Raw genomic sequence first — 20,948 nt, 5'->3', positions numbered from 1 at the left:
GCCGGCGCGATCAGTCCAGCAGGGGCGACAGCCGGCGCGTCGAGAGCGCCCGTGCGGCCTGCGCGGACCCCGCCTCGAGGGCCTCCCACAGGGCGTCGCCCGTGAGGTAGCCGGCACCGCCCACGCGCAGCGCGTGGGACATCACGCCCGCCGCGAAGGCGTCGCCCGCACCGTTGGGGTCCACCACGTCGACCGTGGGTGCCTCGACGCGTGCGAAGGATCCGTCGGAGCCGACGGCGATGGCGCCTCGCGCGCCGAGCGTGCACACCGCGAGGCGCTTGCCGTCCTCGACGAGCGAGCGGAGGTACACCGACGGGCTGTCCATGCGGTCGCCGTTCATGAGGATCACGTCCGCGGCCTCGATGAACGGCCTGTGGAAGGCCTCGGCTCCGTCGTAGTCGTGGACATCCACCCAGACCTCGCGTGCGAGCGCGGTCACCTCGGGGATGAGCGCGCGGGACAGCTCGGCCAGGTCCAGGAAGACGGCGCGCGCGTGGACCAGGGCCTCACGCGCGGTCGCCCGTGCGCGGCGCAGCTCCTCCTCCTCGATCTCGGCGGCGGCCTGCAGGTAGATCGAGACCCGCTCGCCGCGCGCGGACATGAGGTTGAGGTGGCGCTCGCTGGGACCGGTGGTGCGCACGGCGCTCACCTCGACCCCGGAGGTCCGAAGCGCCGCGATGAGCGACTCTCCCGTCGCGTCGTCCCCCTGCGTGGTGAGCAGACGGGCCGCCACGCCCTGGTCGACCAGGTGGAGCGCCTTGCCCGCGGAGGTCCCGCCGAGCGCCGTGGTCGATGCCTGCGCGAACACGGTGTGCGGCTCGGGGCGCGGAAGCCTGTCGAGCGCGACGATGAGGTTCTCGCTCGTGGGTCCCACGACGAGCACCTCGGGCTCAGTCACGCGCGCCTGCCTGCGGCACGGCGGTCGAGCGCCGCACCTTGAGCTCGTAGGGGAGCGAGACGGCGACGTGCGTGGCCGTCGCGGCATCGGGCCGGAGCTCCGCGAGCAGCGCCTCGGCGGCCAGGCGGCCCTGCTCGACGGGGTGCTGGTCCACGGTGGTGAGCTCGAAGAACTCCCCGAGCTCGTGCCCGTCGATCCCGATGACGGACAGCTCCTCGGGCACGCGCAGCCCGAGGTCGCGTGCGGCGAGGATGGCGCCGATGGCCATCTCATCGGAGGCGGCGAAGAGCGCGGAGGGGCGCACGCGCGGGTCCCCCAGCAGCTGCTTGGCGGCCTCGTACCCGCCTTGGATGGTGAAGTCGCCCACCGAGCGCAGGTGCGCGTCGAGCGCGATCCCTGCGTCGGTCAACGCCGCCTCGTAGCCCTCGCGACGGTGGAGCGGGAGGGCGAAGTCGAGGTTGGTGCGCTCCTCGCCGCCGATGAAGCCGATGCGACGGTGGCCTAGGGAGGTGAGGTGGGAGGTCGCGAGGTGCGCGACCGCGCGGTCGTCCAGGCTGAGCGTGGTGACGCCCGCGAGCGGTCCGCCGACGCCGACCATCGGCTTGCGGAGGTCGTGGATGCGGGCGAGCTCGTCACCGGTGAGCTCGACGGAGACCGCGATGAAGGCGTCGACGCGCTTGCGCTGGAGGAACTCCGCGAACAGTCGCTTGCGCCGCTCCGGATGACGGTCCGTGTCCTCGAGGTGGTAGAGCGTGATGTCGTAGCCCGCGTCCGCGAGCGCGCGGTTCGCTCCCTTGAGCACGCTGCCGTAGTACCAGCTGCCCAGGACGGGCAGCACGAAGCCGACGTTCCGCGTGCGGCCCGAGGCGAGGGACGATGCGGTGGCGGAGGCCACGTAGCCGAGCTCGCGGGCGGCGGCCTCGACCTTCTTGCGCGTGGACTCCGAGACGGTCGACTTGCCGGCGAGCGCGCGGGAGACGGTCGCGGTGGACACGCCGGCGCGCTCGGCGACACCCTGGATCGTCGCCACCGTCGGCTCCTTCCGTCGCGGACCGGCGCCCCTTGCTGGGACGGCGGTCCGTACCTGCGGGAATCCTACCCGCGCACGCGCACCCAGACCGTCGCGTCGGCCGGCAGCGCGCCGTCCTCGAGCGCGTGGGACGTCACGAGCACGTCGCCTTCCACCGGGACAGGCGCGCCGCTGACGTTCGCGATCACGCGGATGTCGCCCACCCGATGGATGAGCACGCCCTCGGGCGAGTCCTCCCAGGCGACGTCACCGGAGCCGACACCGATGCGGTGCTCGCGGCGCAGGCGCAGCGCGGCGCGGTACATCTCGAGCGTCGAGCCCTCCACGCCGGACTGCGCGTCCCGCGCGAGCGTGCCGTAGACCGCGGGCTGGGGGAGCCAGGCGTCGCCCGTGGGGGAGAAGCCGTAGGCCGGCGCATCGGCCTCCCAGGGGAGCGGCACGCGGCAGCCGTCGCGACCGTAGCGCTCGCCCTCGGTGCGGTGCCACGTGGGGTCCTGGCGCGCCTCGTCCGGGATGTCGATCGCCTCGGGAAGCCCGAGCTCCTCGCCCTGGTAGAGGTACGCGCCACCGGGGAGGGAGAGCATGAACAGCGAGGCGGCGCGGGCGCGGCGGATGCCCTCCTCGACATCGGGGAGGCCCGGGCTCGCGGGGCCGACGCCGTGTCCCTGCGGGGTGTCCTTGCCCAGCGCGAGGCGCGTGGCATGGCGGATCATGTCGTGGTTGGAGAGCACCCAGGTGCTCGGAGCGCCTACGGCGCCGAAGGTCGTGATCGAGTCGTCGATCACGGCACGGAGGTCCGCGGCGTCCCAGTGGGTCTCCATGTAGCCGAAGTTGAAGGTCTGGTGCATCTCGTCGGGACGCACCCAGTTGGCCATGAACTCGAGCGGGTACACCCAGGCCTCGGCCGCGAGGATGCGCTGGCCCTCGTACTCGTCGGTGACCTTGCGCCACCGGCGCCAGATCTCGTGGACCCGGTCCTGCGCCCAGTACGGCGACTGCGTGGCGGCGCCGCCACCCATCGACGCCTCCTCGTCGTCCTGCACGAAGTCGGGCAGGCCGTCGGCCTTGATGAGCCCGTGCGCCACGTCCACGCGGAAGCCGTCGACGCCGCGGTCGAGCCAGAAGCGCAGCACGCCGTCGAACTCCTCGCGGACCTCCTCGAGCTCCCAGTCGAAGTCGGGCTGCGACGTGTCGAAGATGTGCAGGTACCACTGGCCGGGTGTGCCGTCGGGCTCGGTCACGCGGGTCCACATGGGGCCGCCGAACACGGACTCCCAGTTGTTCGGCGGGAGCTCGCCGTGCTCGCCCTTCCCGTCGCGGAAGATGTAGCGCTCGCGCTCCTTGGAGCCCGGGCCCGCCGCGAGCGCGGCCTGGAACCACGGGTGCTGGTCGCTCGAGTGGTTGGGCACGATGTCGGCGATGACGCGCAGGCCCAGCTCGTGGGCGCGCGCCACCATCGCGTCGAAGTCGTCGAGCGTGCCGAACAGCGGGTCCACGTCGCGGAAGTCGGACACGTCGTAGCCGGCGTCCTTCTGCGGGGAGCGGTAGAAGGGCGACAGCCAGATCGCGTCGACGCCCAGGTCCGCGAGCGACTCGAGGCGCGCGGTGATGCCCCGGAGGTCGCCTACCCCGGTGCCGGACGAGTCGGCGAACGAGCGGGGGTAGATCTGGTAGATCACGGATGAGCGCCACCAGTCGTGGGCGGCGGCGTCCGCGGTGGCGATGTCCTGGGCTGCGACGGTGTGGGCCACGGTGTCCTCTCGGAGGGTCGGTTGCCGCGCGGTGCTCCGCGGCGACGATGCCGACCAATGTAAGCGGTTACATCGAGCGGGTGCAAACCGGCGCGGTCGCGGCGGGAATCCCGGCGCGCGGATGGTTGTTGCGGCACGCATCGCGCCCGCGCAGGGGCGCCCGCCCCGAGGAGCCGCCATGACCGCGATCTGCCCCAGCCGCCGCACCCGTGACGATGCCGTGCAGGCGGCGCCGCTCGACCCGCCTGCGGCGGCGGTCCGCACCGCCGTCACCGTGCCGCTGCGCTTCGCGGACGGCTTCGCGACCACCGGTCGGGTGATGACCTTCGACGGGCTCGTGGACGGCAAGGAGCATCTCGCGATCGGGCTGGGCGACTGGGAGGGCGCGCTCGCCCGCGCGGCCGCCGGCGAGGAGCCGCCGCTGGTGCGCCCGCACTCGGAGTGCCTCACGGGCGACGTCCTGGGCTCGGAACGCTGCGACTGCGGCCCGCAGCTGCGGGAGGCGGCGGAGCGGATCGCCGCGACCGGCGGCTTCCTGCTCTACCTGCGGCAGGAGGGGCGCGGCATCGGCCTGTACGCGAAGCTCGACGCCTATGCGCTCCAGGACGCGGGCCTCGACACCTACGAGGCCAACGTCGCGCTGGGCCACGGTGAGGACGAGCGCGACTATGCGCCCGCCGCGCAGATGCTGCGCGCGCTCGGCGCGGACCGGATCCGGCTGCTGAGCAACAACCCCGACAAGGCCGCCCAGCTCGAGCTGCTCGGGGTCTCGGTCGAGGAGCGCGTCGCCACCGGCGTGCACCTGAGCGACGCGAACGCGCGCTACCTCGCGACCAAGGTCGAGCACACCGGTCACACGCTCGCGCTGCCCGGGCTGCTCTGACCGCACCCCCGGTTGACGTGGCCCCGGACCAGGCGTTTCATTGAGAGGTTGAGCGTGACCGGGGGAGGGGCGCGATGAAGCGCATCGTGGTGTGCTGCGACGGCACATGGAGCAAGGCGGACCAGGGCAACCCGACGAACGTGGTGAAGCTCGCGCTCGCGGTCGCGCCGCAGGACGCGGAGGGCGTGGAGCAGCACGTCCACTACGTCACCGGCGTCGGCACCTCGGGGCCCAAGCTGCTGGGCGGAGCCTTCGGCTGGGGCCTGTCGGAGAACGTGCGCCAGGGCTACCTGCGCATCGCCGAGGAGTACGAGCCCGGCGACCAGATCTACCTGATCGGGTACAGCCGCGGCGCGTACACCGCCCGCTCGATCGCGGGCTTCCTGCGCAACGCCGGGATCCTCAAGCCCGAGCACCTCGGCAGGCTCGGCGAGGCGTACGCGCTGTACCGATCGCGGTCCAAGGCCACCGCGCCCGGGGCCCGCAAGGCCGAGCTGTTCCGACGCAGCTACTCGCATGACGACGCCCAGATCCAGTTCGTGGGCGTGTTCGACACCGTCGGCTCGCTGGGGATCCCCGGCACCACGCTCCCGGTGATCGAGTGGTTCAACCGCCGGTGGTCGTTCCATGACACCCAGCTGTCCCGGTCGGTGAAGGCTGCGCACCACGCCGTCGCGATCGACGAGCAGCGCACCACCTTCGCGCCGACGCTGTGGAACCTGCCCGAGCCCGCGCCGGGTCAGATCCTCGAGCAGGTGTGGTTCGCCGGATGCCACTCGAACGTCGGCGGCGGTGGCGGGGGCGGCACCGCGCTGTCCGACATCACGATGCGGTGGATCGCGCATCGTGCCGCGGCGCAGGGGCTGGCGTTCGTGGACGATGCGTTCGTCGAGGGCGGCACGGTCCGCGCCGGCGACGCCGAGCCGGTCCCGTTCGCGCCCGACCAGATGGGCCCGATCAGCAGCTCGCGCTCCGGGATCTTCAAGCTGTGGAAGCCGCTTATCCGGCCCATCGGTGAGGCGGAGCACGGGAACGAGTCGCTCTCCTCGACCGCCGTCGCACGTCACGCGGCGCAGCCCACCGACCACCCGCAGAACCTCATCGACGCGCTCGCCGGCCCGCACCGCGTCACGGAGGTGTGAGCGCGCGTCCGCCCGCGCGGGTCGATCAGATGCTGAGCCACCCCGTCGCGAGCCCCACCGCTCCCACCGTGGCCGCGAGGAGCGACACCGCGAGGATCACCGTCTCGGGTGGGCTGAACCAGCGCCGTCCCTGCTCGCGCCTCACCATGATGAACAGGATCGACGCGGGCGCGTAGATGATCGAGGACACCAGCACGAACGTCAGCCCCGCCGCGAACAGCAGGAAGACCACGTACGCGGTCGCCAGCACGCCCAGCGCGAGCTCGCGCCCCCGCTCGCGCGACCCGGCGTAGCCGTCGCGGAGCGCCGCGATCTTGAGCAGGTAGCCCGCGGCGAAGAGGAACGGGATCAGCGACAGCGCGCTCGTGAGGTCGACCATGAAGTTGACGGCGTCGGCGGAGATCAGCACCACCAGCAGCATCGCCTGCGTGAGCACCGAGGTGGTGATGAGCGCCGTCGTGGGGACGTCGCGATCGGACTGGCGGCCGAGGAAGCGCGGCATGTCGTGGTCCTGCGCGGCCACGAAGAGCAGCTCCGCCGCGATGAGCGTCCACGCGAGGTAGGCGCCCAGGATCGACACGATGAGCCCGACGCTGATGAACACCGATCCCCAGCCGCCCACCACGGACTCGAGCACGCCGGCCATCGACGGCTGGCGCAGCTCGGCCATCTCGGCAGCGGGCATGACGCCGTAGGAGACCATCGTGACCGAGGCGAAGATCGCGAAGACGCTGAGGTAGCCCAGCACCGTCGCGCGGCCCACGTCCTCGCGCCGCCGGGCGTGCCGCGAGTACATGCTCGCCCCCTCGACTCCCAGGAAGACGAAGACCATGACGAGCATCGTCTCCTTGACCTGGTCGAACAGCGGCAGCCCGGACGCGCCCGCCATGTTGTCCATGAACACCTGCGGGTCCACGTAGAACAGCACGATCACGATGAACACGATGATCGGTACCAGCTTGGCGAGCGTGACGATGCGGTTGATGGCCGCCGCCTCCTTCACGCCCTGGCGGACCAGCAGGTAGAAGCCCCAGAGCCCCGCGCTCGAGAGCACCACCGCGAGCACCGTGTCGCCCTCGCCGAGCGCGGGGAACATCCCGCCCATGGTCGACATGATGAGCACCCAGAAGGACACGTTGCCCACGCACGTGGTCGCCCAGTACCCGAAGGCTGAGAAGAACCCGAGGTACTCGCCGAAGCCCGCCTTCGCATAGGCGTAGATGCCTGCGTCCAGATGCGGCTTGCGGTTGCCCAGCGCCTGGAACATGAGCGCGAGCATGAGCGTCCCGAAGCCCGCGACGGCCCAGGCGATGAGGGCGCCGCTCACGCCCGTCGCCGCGGCGAACCGCTGGGGGAGCGTGAAGACGCCGGCGCCCACCATCGTGCCGACCACCATCGTGGTCATGGTGAGCAGCGAGAGCTTCACCGGCGCGCGCTCGGGCGATCCCGCCATCGGCCCTCCTCCCACGCCGCATCGTCCCTTCGAAACCTAACAAGCGCAGGGACGATGCGCCCGGCGGGCCGTTCTCCTCGTCCGTCCGCGGTGCGACCTTGCAGGATTCGTGCGCATTGCGGCGTTCGCCCTGCATCGTGCCAGGTGACCTGCCTACGGTGCAGGCACGGCTGAGGACACGAAAGGGGAGGAAATGCAGAAGAAGAGACTGGTCGGGATGGGAGTCCTGGCATGCGGCGCGACCCTCATGGTCGCGCCTGCCGCGTCTGCGGGGTCGGAGTCCTGCGACACCCGCGTCAACAACACGACCAAGAAGCTGCTGGAATGCGTCTCGGGCGAGGGCGCGTACGCGCACCTGGCGGCATTGCAGGAGATCGCGGACGCCAACGGCGGCACCCGCGCCTCGAGCACGCCCGGATTCGACGCGTCGGCAGCCTACGTTGTCGGCGTCATGGAGGACGCAGGCTACGACGTCTCCATCGAGCCCTTCACGTTCGACTACTTCGAGGAGCTGTCACCGGCGACGCTCGCGCAGGACGGCGTCGACTACGAGTACTTCGGCGAGCCCGGATTCGCGACGATGGAGTACTCGGGGTCGGGCACGGCCACGGGCCTGCCGGTGGGAGTCGACCTCATGGTGCCGCCCGGCGTCGAGGCGAACTCCTCGACCTCGGGATGCGAGGCCGAGGACTTCAACGGGTTCCCCGACGGGGCGATCGCGGTGCTCCAGCGCGGCTCGTGCAGCTTCTTCCTCAAGGCGTACAACGCCGAGCTCGCGGGCGCCGTGGGTGTGGTGATCTACAACGAGGGCCAGCCGGGCCGCGAGGTCAACTTCGCGGGCACCTTGGGTGGTCTCGGCGTGACCATCCCCGTGGTCGGGGCCTCCTACGACGTCGGCAGGGCGCTTGTCGACAGCGGCGCCGAGGTCACGCTGACGGTCGATGCGCTGACGGAGACACGCGAGACCGCGAACGTGATCGCGGAGTCCCGTTGGGGCGACCCCGGCAACGTGGTCATGGCGGGCGCCCACCTCGACTCCGTGCCCGAGGGCCCCGGGATCAACGACAACGGATCAGGCTCGGCGGCGATCCTCGAGGTTGCCGAGGGGCTGGCCAAGGTCAAGACCAAGAACCAGCTGCGGTTCGCCTGGTGGGGCGCGGAGGAGTCCGGGCTGATCGGCTCGTACGAGTACGCCTACTCGCTCACCGATGAGGAGATCGGAGACATCGCGCTCTACCTCAACTTCGACATGGTGGCCTCGCCCAACTACATGCTCGGGATCTACGACGGCGACGGCTCGTCGTTCGGCCAGGAGGGACCTGCCGGTTCGGATGTCATCGAGGCGACGTTCGAGGACTTCTACGCCGATGCCGGGCTGCCGTTCCAGGCGACCGACTTCTCGGGGCGGTCGGACTACGCGGGGTTCATCGACGTCGGCATCCCGGCCGGCGGCCTGTTCACCGGCGCCGAGGGCGTGAAGACCGCGGAGGAGGCCGCGCTCTACGGCGGCGTCGCCGGCGAGTGGTACGACCCGTGCTACCACCAGGCGTGCGACACCCTCGACAACATCAGCATGGAGGCCCTCGACATCAACGCGGATGCGATCGCGTTCGCGACCCTGCAGTTCGCCATGAACACCCAGGCGGTCAACGGGGTCTCGGGCAAGGGCAACTTCAAGCCGAAGGGGCTCGTCGACGCGTCCTGAGCGCGCGACCCGGTCCGTGATGACGGGCGGCACGGTCCTTCGGGGCCGCGCCGCCCGTGTGTCAGGACCCGGCGAGCGTGAGCCCGAAGCCGACCACCGCCCACAGCCCGGCCGCCACCCGACCCTTGCGGTACGCGAACGGGATCATCGACGTGGTGAGCATGGTGATGAGCGCGCCCGTGGTGAACGCCGCGAGCCGAGCACCGGTCACCTCGCTGAGCGCGGTGGCGACGCCGAACCCGAGCGCCGAGCATGCGCCCGCGACCACCACGACCGAGCCCCACAGCGCCACCTGGCGCGATGCCTTCCAGCCGGTCGCACGCATCTCCGCGGCCGGGGCGAGCGCCTGCGGGATGTTGGACACCCAGACCGATGTCGCGAGCGCGGGGCTCACGGTGAGGCCGGCGGCCAGCTGGATGCCGAAGATCAGCGACTCGGGGAGGGCGTCGATGATGTTGCCGACCACGATGCCCATGGCGCCTGACTCGCCGAAGCGGCTCTCGACGATGCGGTCGGCGAGCGCGTACACGGCCCCGCCCAGCAGCAGCCATGCGCCGATCTCGAGGTTCCCGAGCGCGGCGAGGGCCTGAGGGACCAGCTGGAAGGACGCGGCGCCCAGGAGCGCGCCGGAGCCGAGCCCGGCGAGCCACCCGACCGTGCGATCAGAGAACGTGAAGCGGTACACCACCAGGCATGCGAGCAGCAGCGACGACTGCGTCGCGATGCCCACGAGCAGCGCCCCGACCATAGCCTCACCCTAGGTCCGGCGGCCTCGCCTCGCGCCTCAGGCGGGCACGGCCGCGTGACGGCGGAGCCCGGATTCCCCTCGCGCGCGCAGATCGCGGAAGGATATGCCTGGCGCACGGGCGCCGACCTTGATGAACTGTGCTGGTACGAGGCCCTCGCATTGTGGAAGTCCGCGATCTTCTGCGAGGCCATGTACACGCGATGGCTCGACGGGCAGCGGCCCGGCGACGCCTTCGCGGAAGGGCTCGCAGAAGGCGTGCCCGCGCTCGCGGAGGCCGCGCATGCGGCGCTCGGACGAAGGGGAGAGGGAGGCCTGTGAAGATCCTCGTGCTCATGAAGGTGGTGCCGGACACGTACGGCGAGCGCACGCTGTCGCTCGAGACCGGGCTCGCGGACCGGTCCGCGGATGCGTCGGTGCTCGACGAGATCGACGAGCGCGCCCTCGAGGTGGCGCTCTCCTACGCGGCCTCGCACGAGGGGACCGAGGTGGTGCTCCTCGCGATGGCCCCCGGGCTCGCGCAGTCGAGCCTGCGCAAGGGTCTCGCGATGGGAGCGGACGACGCCGTCCAGGTGGTCGACGAGGCGCTCGTCGGAGCCGACGTCATGCTCACGGCGGAGGTGCTCGCCGCTGCCGCCCGGCACCAGGGCTTCGACCTCATCGTCGCGGGCAACGCCTCGACCGACGGGATGGGAGGCGCGGTCCCGGCCGCGATGGCCGAGCTGCTTGCGGTGCCGAGCGCGACCTTCCTGTCGTCGATCGAGATCGGGGAGGGCGCCGTGACGGGCGTCCGTGCCTCGGACGGCGCGGCCGTGACCCTGACCGCGGCGCTGCCGGCCCTCGTCTCGATCACGGAGGCGCTGCCCGATCCGCGCCTGCCCAACTTCAAGGGGATCATGGCCGCGAAGAAGAAGGAGATCGCGGTGCTGTCGCTCGCGGACCTGGGCGTGGACGCCGAGGATCCCGAGGTCCCGCGCTCGATCATGATCGCGGCGCGCGAGCGGCCACCGCGTGCGGCCGGGGTGAAGATCGTCGACTCCGGGGATGCGGGGGAGCGGCTCGCCGACTTCCTCGTCGAGAACCGGCTCGCGTGAGGGGGCAGGCCATGACCGCATCCATCCTGGTGCTCCTCGATCGCGACGCCGCCGGTGGCCTCGCGGCGTCATCGGCCGGGCTGCTCGGCGCCGCCGCCGCGCTCGGGTCACCCGTCGCGCTCGTGGTGGGGGACGATGCCGAGGGGCAGGCGGCCGCCGCCGGCGCCCTGGGGGCGGCGCGGGTGCTGACCGCGCCCGCGGGCCGGTTCGTCGTCGGCGCGGTCGATGCGCTCGCGGCCGCGGCCGCCCTGGTCGCCCCCGCGGCCGTGCTGGCCTCCCACTCCGTCGAGGGCAGGGAGGTCGCCGCGCGCTACGCGGCACGGACGCGCGCGACCCTGGCGGTCGACGCGGTCGGGGTCTCCCGCGACAGCGAGGGCATCGTCGCGCACCACAGCGTGTACGGCGGAGGGTTCCTGGTCGACTCGGCACCCACGTTCGGCTCGCCGGTGGTGACGATGCGCCAGGGGGCCGTCGAGGCTCGCGCCGAGGCGGTCGCGGACCCCGTGGTCGAGGCGCTGGCCGTGGAGGCGTCCGATCTTCCCGCGGCCACGGTGACGGCGGTCGAGCCCATCGTCGAGTCCTCCTCGCGTCCGGATCTCCGCGGCGCCGCGAAGGTGGTCTCCGGTGGGCGCGGGATCGGATCGGCGGAGCAGTTCGCGCTGGTGGAGCGGCTCGCCGATGCGCTCGGCGCCGCGGTGGGCGCCTCGCGCGTCGCGGTCGACGAGGGCTTCGTGCCGTCCTCGCATCAGGTGGGGCAGACCGGGGTCTCGGTGTCGCCCGACCTCTACATCGCGCTCGGGATCTCCGGGGCGATCCAGCACCGCGCCGGCATGCAGACGTCCAAGACCATCGTGGTGATCAACACCGACGCCGAGGCGCCGCTGTTCGAGATCGCCGACTTCGGCGTGGTGGGGGACCTCTTCTCCGTGGTGCCCCAGCTGATCGAGGCGCTCGAGGCGAGGAAGGGCTCGTGACGCCCGCCGTGCGGCGGGGGCTGCCCCGCGTGCCCGGGGGTGAGCCGTGGCCGCCCGCCGGCGCCGCGCCCGCCGCGGTGCACGCCGCCACCGAGGTGCTGGCGGCGGCCGCGGCCCCGCCTGCTTCCGCGCCGCCCACGGCGCCGGTCGAGGCGTCGCGTACGGCGGCCGTCGAGGCGCCAGGCGGGGTGGCGCTCCGTCGAGGCCTGCCGAGGACGCCGGGAGGCGAGCCTTGGCCTCCCGCCGGGTACGCGCCCGCGTCGGCCGCCGCACCCGTCGATGCTGTGCCGCATGCCGTGTCGGAGGTCGCGCCCGAGGCGCCCTCGCCCGCGCCGACGCCGGTCCCCACGCCGCGCCGCATGGGCCGCGGCGCTCGCGTGCTGATCGGGCTCGCCGCGTTGCTCGTGCTCTCCGGGCTGGTGGTGCTGATCGCGCGCTGGCTGGTGGGGCTCGCGCCCGTCGAGCGCTTCCTCGAGGACTATCCGGGCACGTACGCGCTGCCCGAGGGTGCTCCGGTGGGTATCCCGGCGTGGCTCGCGTGGCAGCACTTCTTCAACGTGTTCCTCATGGTGCTGATCGTGCGCACGGGGGTCGAGGTGCGCCTCCAGCAGCGGCCCGAGGCCCATTGGGCGCGCCGCGCGGACCCGCGCAACCGCATCAGCCTGAGCGCGTGGACCCATCAGGCGCTCGATGTCCTGTGGGTCGCGAACGGGGCGGTCTACATCGTCCTGCTGCTGGCGACGGGGCAGTGGATGCGGATCGTGCCGACCAGCTGGAGCGTGGTCCCCAACGCGGTGTCGACCACGTTGCAGTACGCCTCGCTCGACTGGCCCGCGGAGGACGGCTGGGCGTACTACAACTCGCTTCAGCAGCTCACGTACTTCGTCACGGTGTTCGTCGCGGCGCCGCTCGCGATCGCGACCGGCGTGCGCATGAGCCTCTACTGGCGCGGCGGCGCGCGATGGGACCGCATCTACCCCAAGAGCATCGCGCGGGCGCTCCACTTCCCTGTGATGGTCTACTTCGTGGCCTTCGTGGTCGGGCATGTCGCGCTCGTCCTCGCGACGGGGGCGCGGCGCAACCTGGGCCACATGTATGCGGCCAGCGACGCCGCGGGCTGGCTGGGCGTGGTGCTCTTCGTCGTGTCGGTCGTGGTCATCGCGGGCGCGGCAGCGGCTCTGAGGCCGCTGCTGATCGCGCCCGTCGCGGGACGTTTCGGAGCGGTGAGCGGTCGCTGATCCGTTCTCTGTATACACAGATGCGATAGCGGTGCTATGTTCGCCCTGTAGGGCTATGTTCTGTATGCAGAATCGCAAGGAGGCGGAGTGCGCACGAGCGAGCGGGTCTACAGCGCCCTCCGCGAGGAGATCCTCGAGGGGATCCTCGCGCCCGGGGCGCCGCTCGGCGAGATCGAGCAGTCCGAGCGCCTCGGCGTATCGCGCACGCCGCTCCGCGAGGCGCTCTCGCGGCTCCAAGCCGACGGCCTGGTCGCGGCGCGCGGGGGGCGCGGGCTCGTGGTCGCCGGCCTGTCGCTCGAGGACGTCCGCCACCTGTTCGAGATCCGCGAGGCGCTCGAGGTGAAGGCCGCGAGCCTCGCGGCGCAGCGGCGGGACCCGGCGGTGTTCGAGGGCCTCCGGGACGAGCTGCGCGACGCGGGGGAGCGGCTCGCCTCCGAGGCCTCCCGCGACGGCTTCTACGCCCTCACCGCGCGCATGGACGCGGAGATCGATCAGGCGGCCGCGAACCCGTACCTCCTTGCCGCCCTGCGCAGCGTGCGCGCCCATGTCGCGCGGCTGCGGCGCCTGTCCAGCGACGACGAGTCCCGCCTGCGCGAGGCGACGCAGGAGCACCTCCTCATCGTGGACGCGATCATCGACGGCTCGCCCACCATGGCCGCGCACGCGACCGAGCTCCACCTTCACCGCAGCCTTGCGAGCATCCTGCGATCCGTCAACGCCGCCGACCCTGAGGAGATCCCCGCGTGAAGACCTACGCCGTGCGCGCCCACACGTCCGCCGAGGCGCTGCCTCGCCAGGAGCAGCTCGCCTGGAGGATCGCCGAGGTCGCCGTGGATCCCGCGCCCGTGACGCCCGATGTCGAGGACATGGTCGTCAACCGCGTGATCGACAACGCCGCGGTCGCGATCGCGTCGTACTCGAGGCCGGCCCCGTCCGCCGCTCGCGCGCAGGCGCTCGCCCACGGCGCATCGTCCGGCGGTCGCGGCGCCACGGTCTTCGGTGAGCCTCGCGCGACCAGGGTGAGTGCGGAGTGGGCGGCATGGGCCAACGGCGTCGCGGTCCGCGAGCTCGACTATCACGACACCTTCCTCGCGGAGGAGTACTCGCACCCCGGTGACAACATCCCGCCGCTCGTCGCTGTCGCCCAGCACGCCTCCGGGCGCGGCGTCACGGGCGCGGAGCTCCTGCGCGGCCTCGTCACGGCCTACGAGGTCCAGATCGACCTGGTCAAGGGCATCAGCCTCCACCGGCACAAGATCGACCATGTCGCGCACCTGGGCCCCTCCGCCGCCGCGGGCATCGGGACGATGCTCGGGCTGGACGCCCAGACGATCTTCCAGGCCGTCGGCCAGGCGCTCCACACCACCACCGCGACGCGGCAGTCCCGCAAGGGCGAGATCTCGTCGTGGAAGGCGCATGCGCCCGCGCTCGCCGGCAAGCTCGCCGTCGAGGCCGTGGACCGCGCGATGCGCGGCCAGACGTCCCCGACCCCGATCTACGAGGGCGAGGACGGGGTGATCGCGTGGCTCCTGGGGGGCTTCGACACCGAGTACCAGGTCGCGCTGCCCGAGCCGGGAGAGCCGCGCCGCGCCATCCTCGACTCGTACACCAAGGAGCACTCCGCCGAGTACCAGTCGCAGGCGTGGATCGACCTTGCGCGACGCCTGCATCACGAGCACCCCGAGATCGCGGACCCGGACCGCGTCGAGCGCATCGTCCTCGCGACCTCGCACCACACGCACCACGTGATCGGCTCCGGCTCGGGCGACCCGGAGAAGTACTCGCCCACGGCCTCGCGCGAGACGCTCGACCACTCCCTTCCGTACATCTTCACCGTGGCGCTGCAGGACGGATGCTTCGATCACGAGTCGTCGTACGCGCCCGAGCGCGCGGCCCGGCCGGACACCGTCGCGCTGTGGCGGCGCATCGTCACCACCGAGGATCCGGAATGGACCCGGCGCTACCACTCGAACGATCCGGGGGAGAAGGCGTTCGGCGGGTCGATCGAGGTGACCTTCGCGGACGGCGGCGTGTTCCGCGGCTCGATCGCCGTCGCCGACGCCCACCCCCTGGGTGCGCGGCCGTTCGCGCGTGCCGACTACGTGCGCAAGCTGCGCACGCTCGCCGCGGGTGTCCTCGAGGACGCGGAGGTCGAGCGCTTCCTCGATGTCGCCCAGCGCCTGCCCTCGCTCACGCCCGAGGAGCTCGGCGAGCTGACCTTCACCGTCCCCGATGCCGTGCGCGCGGCGGCGCCTGCACCGCGCGGGCTGCTCTAGGAGCCGCGATGCTGTACTCGACCACCACTCCCGCGGCCAAGCGCGCGGCCTTCCGTGAGCGTCTGTCCTCCGGCGAGCTGCTCCGCATGCCGGGCGCCTTCAACCCGCTGTCCGCGCGCCTGATCGAGCAGCGCGGCTTCGAGGGCGTCTACGTCTCTGGCGCGGTGCTCTCGGCGGACCTGGGGCTGCCCGACATCGGGCTCACCACGCTCACCGAGGTGGCGACCCGGACGCGTCAGATCGCGCGCATGACCGACCTTCCCGTGCTGGTCGACGCGGACACGGGCTTCGGTGAGCCCATGAACGTCGCACGGACCGTGCAGGAGCTCGAGGACGCCGGCGTCGCGGCGCTCCACATCGAGGACCAGGTCAACCCCAAGCGGTGCGGCCATCTCGACGGCAAGGACGTGGTCGACGAGCCCACGGCGCTCGCACGGATCCGCGCCGCCGTGGACGGCCGGCGCGACCCGGACCTGGTGGTCATGGCGCGCACCGACATCCGGGGCGTCGAGGGGCTCTCCGCGGCCGCCGACCGCGCGCGGGCGCTGGTGGACGCCGGCGCCGATGCGATCTTCCCGGAGGCGATGGCGACGCTCGCGGAGTTCGAGGCCATGCGCGCCGCCGTCGACGTGCCGATGCTCGCCAACATGACGGAGTTCGGCAAGTCGGAGCTCTTCACGGTGGACGCGTTGCGCGACGTGGGGGTGAACATGGTGATCTGGCCCGTGTCGCTGCTCCGGCTTGCCATGGGTGCCGCCATGCGTGCCCTCGACACGCTCGAGGACACGGGTGCCCTCACGGCCCGCGTGGGCGAGATGCAACATCGGGCCGAGCTCTACGACCTCCTCGACTACGAGGGCTACAGCCGGTTCGACTCGGACATCTTCACCTTCTCCGTGGTCAAGGACTGACCGCGCGACACCCGCTCGACCATCGCAGCCCCCATCACAAAGGAGTGATCATGAGCGACAGCACCGAGATCAGGAAGGGCCTGGTCGGCGTCGTGGCGGACACCACCGCCGTGTCGAAGGTCAACGTGGAGACCAACTCGCTCCTGTACCGCGGCTATCCCGTCCAGGAGCTCGCGGCGATGTGCTCGTTCGAGGAGGTGGTGAACCTCCTGTGGCGCGGGAACCTCGCGACCCCGGAGGAGCTCGCGCGGTCCATCGAGCGCGAGAGGTCGCACCGCGAGCTCGGCGACCGGCTCATGGGCGTGATCCAGAGGCTCCCCGACTCGACGCATCCCATGGACGTGGTCCGCACGGCGGTGAGCGTGCTCGGCGGGGAGGACCCGACGGCCTGGTCGTCCGATCCGGAGGAGATCCGCGACAAGGCGCTGGTGCTCATCGCGAAGGTGCCCGCCGTGGTGGCGTACATCCAGCGCCATCGCCGCGGGCTCGGCATCGTCCCGCCGCGCGAGGACCTCGGGTACGCGGCGAACTTCCTCTGGATGACCTTCGGCGAGGAGCCGCCAGAGACCGTCAGGAAGGCCTTCGACGTCTCCATGACGCTCTATGCCGAGCACAGCTTCAACGCCTCGACCTTCACCGCGCGCGTGGTGACCTCGACGCTCTCGGACTACTACAGCGCGATCGTCGCCGCGATCGGCGCGCTCAAGGGACCGCTGCACGGGGGAGCGAACGAGGCGGTGATGAGGACGTTCGACGAGATCGGCTCGGCGGCGAACGTGAGCGGCTGGCTGGACGCGGCGCTCGCGGACAAGCGCAAGATCATGGGCTTCGGGCACCGCGTCTACAAGCGCGGCGACTCGCGGGTGCCGACCATGAAGGCCGCGCTCGACACCCTCGTCGCGCACTACGACCGCCCCGACATCGCCGAGCTCTACGACACGCTCGAGGCGGAGTTCGTCGCGCGCAAGGGGATCTACCCCAACCTCGACTACCCGTCGGGGCCGGCGTACCACCTCATGGGCTTCGATACGGAGCTGTTCACCCCGATCTTCGTGATGTCGCGGATCGCGGGCTGGACCGCCCACATCCAGGAGCAGCTGGCGAGCAACGCGCTCATCCGGCCGTTGTCCCTGTACGACGGGCCGGGGGAGAGGCACATCGCCGGGTATGTGGCGTCGGAGGGCTCCGTGGCGGCCGCGACCCGCCAGGAGGAGATGGCCGGCTGACCTCGGAGTCCCGCCTCGGTGCGCCCCGGCGGGACATGAGTGCAGGATCCGCGGCGGATCGAGCACCCATGTCCCGCTGGCGCCATCGGCCGCCAGTCCTGACTGCCCCGAGCCTGGGGTCGGGGCTGGAGACGCTCCAAGCCGGCGAGCGCGCGCGGATGCGCGCCGCCGCTATGCTCGGCGACAACTGAGGAGGCGCGGTGGAGGGCTACCTGTTCGGCAGGGCGTTCTGGCTGATCTTCGAGCTGCTCGAGCTCTGGGGATTCCAGCCGACGCGTAGGCGCCTCGCGAAGCTGAGGTCCCGCGGGATCGTCTCGGCGCACACGCGCGTCGCATCCGGCAAGGTGCCCGGGCTCAAGCCCTTCTGGGAGTCCAAGACGCGCTGGCGCGCGGAGGAGGCCAGGCTCTGGCGCCGGGACCAGGTGATCGAGGTCCGCTCCGTGGATGTCACCGGGCGCGTGCCGAGCGCCGTCGAGGAGCAGGTCCTCGGCACCGCGGCGAGCGCGCACCGGCTGCGGGTCCCGTTCGCGGACGAGGTCCTCGGAGCGGGCCCGCCCCTCAGGATCGTCACGGTCCGCACGGTCGATGCGGTGATCGAGATCGCGCTCGACCCTGCCGACGAGCGGTGGTTCAGGGAGCGGCTCATGGGAGCGGTCAGCGCCGGCTCGCCGCGCTGAGCCCCGGCAGAGGGCTCGGCGTGCCGCGGCCGTGTCACCATGGGTCTGCGGCACGCGGAAGGGGACCGGGATGTGGGAGCTCGTCGTGGGGGTCCTTCTCGAGATCCTGATACCCGACGGCAGGGGTGGCCCTAGCCCCAAGCGGATCGCGAAGCTGCGTGCGAAGGGCCTCATCGCCGCGCATGCGCGGGTCGTCTCCGGCAACGCGGACGGGCTGAAGCCCTTCTGGGAGTCGAAGCCGCGCTGGCGCGTGGCTCCCGGCGAGCTGTGGCGTCGCGACCGCGTCATCACCGTGATGTCCGTCGACGAGGGTGAGCGGGTCCCGGCTGCAGTCGAGGAGCAGGTGATCGGCACGTCCATGAACGTGGTCACGGTGCGGACGGCCGAGGCGGTGATCGAGATCGCGCTCGCGGGCGCGGACGTCGCGTGGTTCCGCACGCGTCTGGCCGGCGTGAGCGCGGTCGAGGCGTCCTAGGGGACCAGGTCCTCGGCGATCTCCAGCGCGGCGGCGGTGCGCTCGGCGGCCGTGCCGCCCAGGTCGTTGCCCGGCTTGTTGGCGATGAGCACGGTCATGATCGCCATCCGGATGCGAAGGCGGTCCTGGAGCGAGGCCCCGTCCGGCATCGCGGCCTCCCACAGGCGCACCTTCAGATCGTGCACCAGCGTGGTGGTGCCTCCCAGGTTCTGGAGCGCGACCTCGTTCTGCTGGACGCAACGCATCACGTCGCCGGGCACGCCCTGCGTGATGTCGGTCAGGCGGCGGATCATCTCGAGGCGACGTTCGCGGGTCGAGGGCTCGGCGCGCATCCACACGACCAGCTCGTCGAGCGCGTGGGACGCCTGGGCGAGGAGCGACTCGAGGATGTCGTCCTTGGTCTTGAAGTGGTAGTAGAGCGCGGCCTTGGTGACACCCAGGTCCTCGGCGATCTCGCGCAACGAGGTCTGGTCGTAGCCGTTCTCGGTGAAGCGCTCGAGCGCGACCTCCTGGATGCGCGCGCGGGTGTCGCCGCGGCGTCGGGTGGGGGTCTCGGTCATCGCTTCCTCTCATGACGCCGGTGCCAACGTGATTCCGCGGGAAATCGGGAATCGACTTGACGACCGGCTAGTTCCAGCATAGCGTCCTGTCTGTAACTTACCGGGCGGCTAGGAAGTTCCTCAAGGGCACATCGTCCCGCTTCCGAACCGCCCACGGTCCCGGCTCCCACCCGAGCCCCGGCCTCGCCCGTACGGGCTCCCCGGCGATGCCGCCCTCCCCGGATCTGACGCGCGCCACTGCGCGTTCACCTGAAAGGCTCCCATGGACACCACCCCCGATCCCCGCCGCTGGTGGGGCCTGGCCGCGATCGGCCTTGCTCAGCTGATGGTCGTGCTCGACATGACCATCGTCAACATCGCGCTGCCCACCGCGCAGGCGGACCTCGGCATCTCCGACGCCGACCGCCAGTGGGTCATCACCGCGTACACGCTCGCGTTCGGCGGGCTCCTCCTGCTCGGTGGTCGCCTCGGCGACGTCTTCGGCCGCAAGCAGGTCCTCATCACCGGCCTCATCGGCTTCGCCGTCGCCTCGGCGTTCGGCGGGGTCTCGCAGACCTTCGCGATGCTCATCATCGCCCGTGCTCTTCAGGGCGTCTTCGCCGCTCTCCTCGCGCCGGCGGCCCTGTCCATGCTCAACGTGACGTTCACGGACCCGAAGGAGCGCGCCCGCGCGCTCGGCGTCTACGGCGCGATCGCCGGTGGTGGCGCGGCCCTGGGCCTGATCCTGGGCGGCACGCTCACGCAGTACCTCGACTGGCGCTGGACGCTCATGGTCAACGTGCCCATCGCGGTGGTCGCCGTGATCGGCGCGGTGCTCTTCCTGCACAACCACGGCACCGAGGGCATCCGCACCCGGCTCGACATCCCCGGTGCGCTGCTCGCGACCGGCGGCGTGCTCGCGATCGTCTACGCGCTGAGCGAGGCGGAGCAGCACGGCTGGACGTCCACCCTGGTGCTGTCGATGCTCGCTGTGGGCGCGGCGCTGCTCGTGGTGTTCGTGCTCGTCGAGCGCCGCACCCCGCACGCGCTGCTGCCGCTGCACCTGCTGCGCGACCGCAACCGCGTCGGTGCTCTGAGCGCGGTGGGCCTCACGCAGATCGGCATGTTCGGCGTCTTCCTGTTCCTCACGTACTACATGCAGGGGATCCAGGGCTACTCGCCGCTCAAGACCGGCGTCTCCTTCCTTCCCATGGTGCTCGGCATGATGACCGGCGCGGTCGGCATCTCGGCCCGGTTCCTTCCCCGCGTCGGCCCGCGTCGCCTCATGCTCCCGGGCATGCTCATCGCCGCATCGGCGCTGGCGTTCCTCACGCAGATCGACGTCGACTCGACGTACTGGCTCCACGTGTTCCCCGGCCTGCTCTTCCTGGGCCTCGGCATGGGCATGACCTTCATGCCGTCGATGGCCACGGCCACCGGCGGGGTGCGGGGCACCGATGCCGGCGTCGTCTCCGCGACGCTCAACACCACGCAGCAGGTGGGCGGGTCGATCGGCATCGCGCTGCTCAACACGGTCGCCGCGACCGCGACGAGCAACTGGATCGCCGACCACGGCGCGACCACCCCCGCCGAGATGGCGGAGGCCACGGTCCAGGGATTCTCGACCGCGATGTGGATCTCGGTGGGCGCGGTCCTGCTCGCGGCGCTCGCCGCCGCCCTCCTGGTGCAGTCGCGGCCCATGGCCGGAGGGGCGCACGCCGCCGAGGCCGCGGTGGCAGCTGCCGGCGAGCAGATCTCCGGCGCGGACGAGGCTGCCGTCCCGGCAGTCGCGGGCGCCACGGATGGTGAGACCGAGCGCGCCTGAGCAGCGTCTCGTAGTCAATACCGACGGAAGGTGCCCGTTCTCACACGAGAACGGGCACCTTTCGTCGGTGTACACGCTTGCACCCCACGGGGGTGGGGGTGGGGGG

20 protein-coding genes are annotated in these 20,948 nt (G+C 71.6%); 14 read left to right on the top strand and 6 right to left on the bottom strand.

The features are described from left to right. Window positions 1-10: 10 nt before the first annotated feature. The 3 genes from AOM00_RS02640 to AOM00_RS02630 form a co-directional block, all read right to left on the bottom strand. Entirely contained in the window at window positions 11-898 is an 888-nt protein-coding gene (locus tag AOM00_RS02640; protein ID WP_228373383.1) for a carbohydrate kinase family protein, read from the bottom strand. Next, on the bottom strand, window positions 891-1,928 hold the full coding sequence (locus AOM00_RS02635; RefSeq protein ID WP_062516331.1) for a LacI family DNA-binding transcriptional regulator: 1,038 nt from the start codon (window positions 1,926-1,928) through the stop codon (window positions 891-893). Before AOM00_RS02635 ends, AOM00_RS02640 begins: the two co-directional genes overlap by 8 nt. Window positions 1,929-1,993: 65 nt before the next feature. Continuing rightward, window positions 1,994-3,679: a glycoside hydrolase family 13 protein gene (locus AOM00_RS02630; protein ID WP_062516330.1), complete on the bottom strand. Its 1,686-nt coding sequence runs from the start codon at window positions 3,677-3,679 to the stop codon at window positions 1,994-1,996. A 178-nt stretch (window positions 3,680-3,857) separates the two neighbouring features. On the opposite strand from AOM00_RS02630, the gene AOM00_RS02625 reads away from it, so the two are divergent. Together AOM00_RS02625 and AOM00_RS02620 are read left to right on the top strand one after the other, a co-directional pair. Then, the gene (locus AOM00_RS02625) at window positions 3,858-4,562 is read left to right on the top strand and encodes a GTP cyclohydrolase II (protein ID WP_082096455.1); all 705 of its coding nucleotides are present in this window, start codon (window positions 3,858-3,860) and stop codon (window positions 4,560-4,562) included. A 74-nt stretch (window positions 4,563-4,636) separates the two neighbouring features. Beyond that, window positions 4,637-5,704: a T6SS phospholipase effector Tle1-like catalytic domain-containing protein gene (locus AOM00_RS02620; RefSeq protein WP_062516329.1), complete on the top strand. Its 1,068-nt coding sequence runs from the start codon at window positions 4,637-4,639 to the stop codon at window positions 5,702-5,704. Between the two features lie 25 nt (window positions 5,705-5,729). Here AOM00_RS02620 and AOM00_RS02615 read toward each other — a convergent pair whose 3' ends face one another. Then, the gene (locus AOM00_RS02615) at window positions 5,730-7,157 is read right to left on the bottom strand and encodes a basic amino acid/polyamine antiporter (RefSeq protein WP_062516328.1); all 1,428 of its coding nucleotides are present in this window, start codon (window positions 7,155-7,157) and stop codon (window positions 5,730-5,732) included. Between the two features lie 193 nt (window positions 7,158-7,350). Between AOM00_RS02615 and AOM00_RS02610 the strand changes: the two genes are divergently transcribed. Beyond that, on the top strand, window positions 7,351-8,862 hold the full coding sequence (locus tag AOM00_RS02610) for a M28 family metallopeptidase (RefSeq protein ID WP_082096454.1): 1,512 nt from the start codon (window positions 7,351-7,353) through the stop codon (window positions 8,860-8,862). Window positions 8,863-8,923: 61 nt separating this feature from the next. Here AOM00_RS02610 and AOM00_RS02605 read toward each other — a convergent pair whose 3' ends face one another. After that, window positions 8,924-9,610 carry a ZIP family metal transporter gene (locus AOM00_RS02605; RefSeq protein ID WP_062516326.1) on the bottom strand — a complete coding sequence of 229 codons (687 nt, stop codon included), beginning with the start codon at window positions 9,608-9,610 and terminating at the stop codon, window positions 8,924-8,926. A 54-nt stretch (window positions 9,611-9,664) separates the two neighbouring features. Between AOM00_RS02605 and AOM00_RS02600 the strand changes: the two genes are divergently transcribed. From AOM00_RS02600 to AOM00_RS02555, 10 genes are all read left to right on the top strand, one after another. Next, window positions 9,665-9,928: a hypothetical protein gene (locus AOM00_RS02600; RefSeq protein ID WP_062516325.1), complete on the top strand. Its 264-nt coding sequence runs from the start codon at window positions 9,665-9,667 to the stop codon at window positions 9,926-9,928. Beyond that, entirely contained in the window at window positions 9,925-10,701 is a 777-nt protein-coding gene (locus tag AOM00_RS02595; protein WP_062516324.1) for an electron transfer flavoprotein subunit beta/FixA family protein, read from the top strand. The genes AOM00_RS02600 and AOM00_RS02595 overlap by 4 nt, the downstream gene beginning before the upstream one ends. An 11-nt stretch (window positions 10,702-10,712) precedes the next feature. Beyond that, the gene (locus AOM00_RS02590) at window positions 10,713-11,675 is read left to right on the top strand and encodes an electron transfer flavoprotein subunit alpha/FixB family protein (protein ID WP_062516323.1); all 963 of its coding nucleotides are present in this window, start codon (window positions 10,713-10,715) and stop codon (window positions 11,673-11,675) included. Continuing rightward, window positions 11,672-12,913, top strand: coding sequence for a cytochrome b/b6 domain-containing protein (locus AOM00_RS02585; protein WP_062516322.1), 1,242 nt, complete (start codon window positions 11,672-11,674; stop codon window positions 12,911-12,913). The genes AOM00_RS02590 and AOM00_RS02585 overlap by 4 nt, the downstream gene beginning before the upstream one ends. An 87-nt stretch (window positions 12,914-13,000) precedes the next feature. After that, window positions 13,001-13,660: a GntR family transcriptional regulator gene (locus tag AOM00_RS02580; RefSeq protein ID WP_062516321.1), complete on the top strand. Its 660-nt coding sequence runs from the start codon at window positions 13,001-13,003 to the stop codon at window positions 13,658-13,660. After that, window positions 13,657-15,189 (top strand): MmgE/PrpD family protein, encoded by a 1,533-nt coding sequence (locus AOM00_RS02575; RefSeq protein ID WP_062516320.1) that lies wholly within the window; start codon window positions 13,657-13,659, stop codon window positions 15,187-15,189. Before AOM00_RS02580 ends, AOM00_RS02575 begins: the two co-directional genes overlap by 4 nt. Window positions 15,190-15,197: 8 nt before the next feature. After that, on the top strand, window positions 15,198-16,100 hold the full coding sequence (prpB, locus tag AOM00_RS02570; RefSeq protein WP_062516319.1) for a methylisocitrate lyase: 903 nt from the start codon (window positions 15,198-15,200) through the stop codon (window positions 16,098-16,100). Between the two features lie 50 nt (window positions 16,101-16,150). Next, complete coding sequence (locus AOM00_RS02565) at window positions 16,151-17,326, top strand: bifunctional 2-methylcitrate synthase/citrate synthase (protein WP_062516318.1); 1,176 nt, start codon at window positions 16,151-16,153, stop codon at window positions 17,324-17,326. 200 nt (window positions 17,327-17,526) lie between these two features. Further along, the gene (locus AOM00_RS02560; RefSeq protein WP_062516317.1) at window positions 17,527-18,003 is read left to right on the top strand and encodes a hypothetical protein; all 477 of its coding nucleotides are present in this window, start codon (window positions 17,527-17,529) and stop codon (window positions 18,001-18,003) included. Between the two features lie 70 nt (window positions 18,004-18,073). After that, complete coding sequence (locus AOM00_RS02555) at window positions 18,074-18,478, top strand: hypothetical protein (protein WP_062516316.1); 405 nt, start codon at window positions 18,074-18,076, stop codon at window positions 18,476-18,478. Here AOM00_RS02555 and AOM00_RS02550 read toward each other — a convergent pair. Continuing rightward, a complete protein-coding gene (locus tag AOM00_RS02550) occupies window positions 18,475-19,038 on the bottom strand; it encodes a TetR/AcrR family transcriptional regulator (RefSeq protein ID WP_062516315.1) in 564 nt (187 codons plus the stop codon). The genes AOM00_RS02555 and AOM00_RS02550 overlap by 4 nt on opposite strands. Before the next feature lie 262 nt (window positions 19,039-19,300). On the opposite strand from AOM00_RS02550, the gene AOM00_RS02545 reads away from it, so the two are divergent. Next, complete coding sequence (locus AOM00_RS02545) at window positions 19,301-20,842, top strand: MFS transporter (RefSeq protein ID WP_082096453.1); 1,542 nt, start codon at window positions 19,301-19,303, stop codon at window positions 20,840-20,842. Window positions 20,843-20,948 lie beyond the last annotated feature (106 nt).

The sequence above is a fragment of the Demequina gelatinilytica genome (assembly GCF_000971115.1).
In the GTDB taxonomy this organism is placed as follows: Bacteria; Actinomycetota; Actinomycetes; order Actinomycetales; family Demequinaceae; genus Demequina; species Demequina gelatinilytica.
The sequence above is the reverse complement of the archived record's forward strand: the minus strand, read 5'-3'. Positions and strand labels throughout refer to the sequence as shown.

Coding starts and splice junctions, on each gene's coding strand:
- AOM00_RS02545 (WP_082096453.1), top strand. CDS start 19,301: ATGGACACCACCCCCGATCCCCGCCGCTGGTGGGGCCTGGCCGCGATC.
- AOM00_RS02615 (WP_062516328.1), bottom strand. CDS start 7,157: ATGGCGGGATCGCCCGAGCGCGCGCCGGTGAAGCTCTCGCTGCTCACC.
- AOM00_RS02565 (WP_062516318.1), top strand. CDS start 16,151: ATGAGCGACAGCACCGAGATCAGGAAGGGCCTGGTCGGCGTCGTGGCG.
- AOM00_RS02625 (WP_082096455.1), top strand. CDS start 3,858: ATGACCGCGATCTGCCCCAGCCGCCGCACCCGTGACGATGCCGTGCAG.
- AOM00_RS02605 (WP_062516326.1), bottom strand. CDS start 9,610: ATGGTCGGGGCGCTGCTCGTGGGCATCGCGACGCAGTCGTCGCTGCTG.
- AOM00_RS02550 (WP_062516315.1), bottom strand. CDS start 19,038: ATGACCGAGACCCCCACCCGACGCCGCGGCGACACCCGCGCGCGCATC.
- prpB (WP_062516319.1), top strand. CDS start 15,198: ATGCTGTACTCGACCACCACTCCCGCGGCCAAGCGCGCGGCCTTCCGT.
- AOM00_RS02590 (WP_062516323.1), top strand. CDS start 10,713: ATGACCGCATCCATCCTGGTGCTCCTCGATCGCGACGCCGCCGGTGGC.
- AOM00_RS02620 (WP_062516329.1), top strand. CDS start 4,637: ATGAAGCGCATCGTGGTGTGCTGCGACGGCACATGGAGCAAGGCGGAC.
- AOM00_RS02555 (WP_062516316.1), top strand. CDS start 18,074: ATGTGGGAGCTCGTCGTGGGGGTCCTTCTCGAGATCCTGATACCCGAC.
- AOM00_RS02610 (WP_082096454.1), top strand. CDS start 7,351: ATGCAGAAGAAGAGACTGGTCGGGATGGGAGTCCTGGCATGCGGCGCG.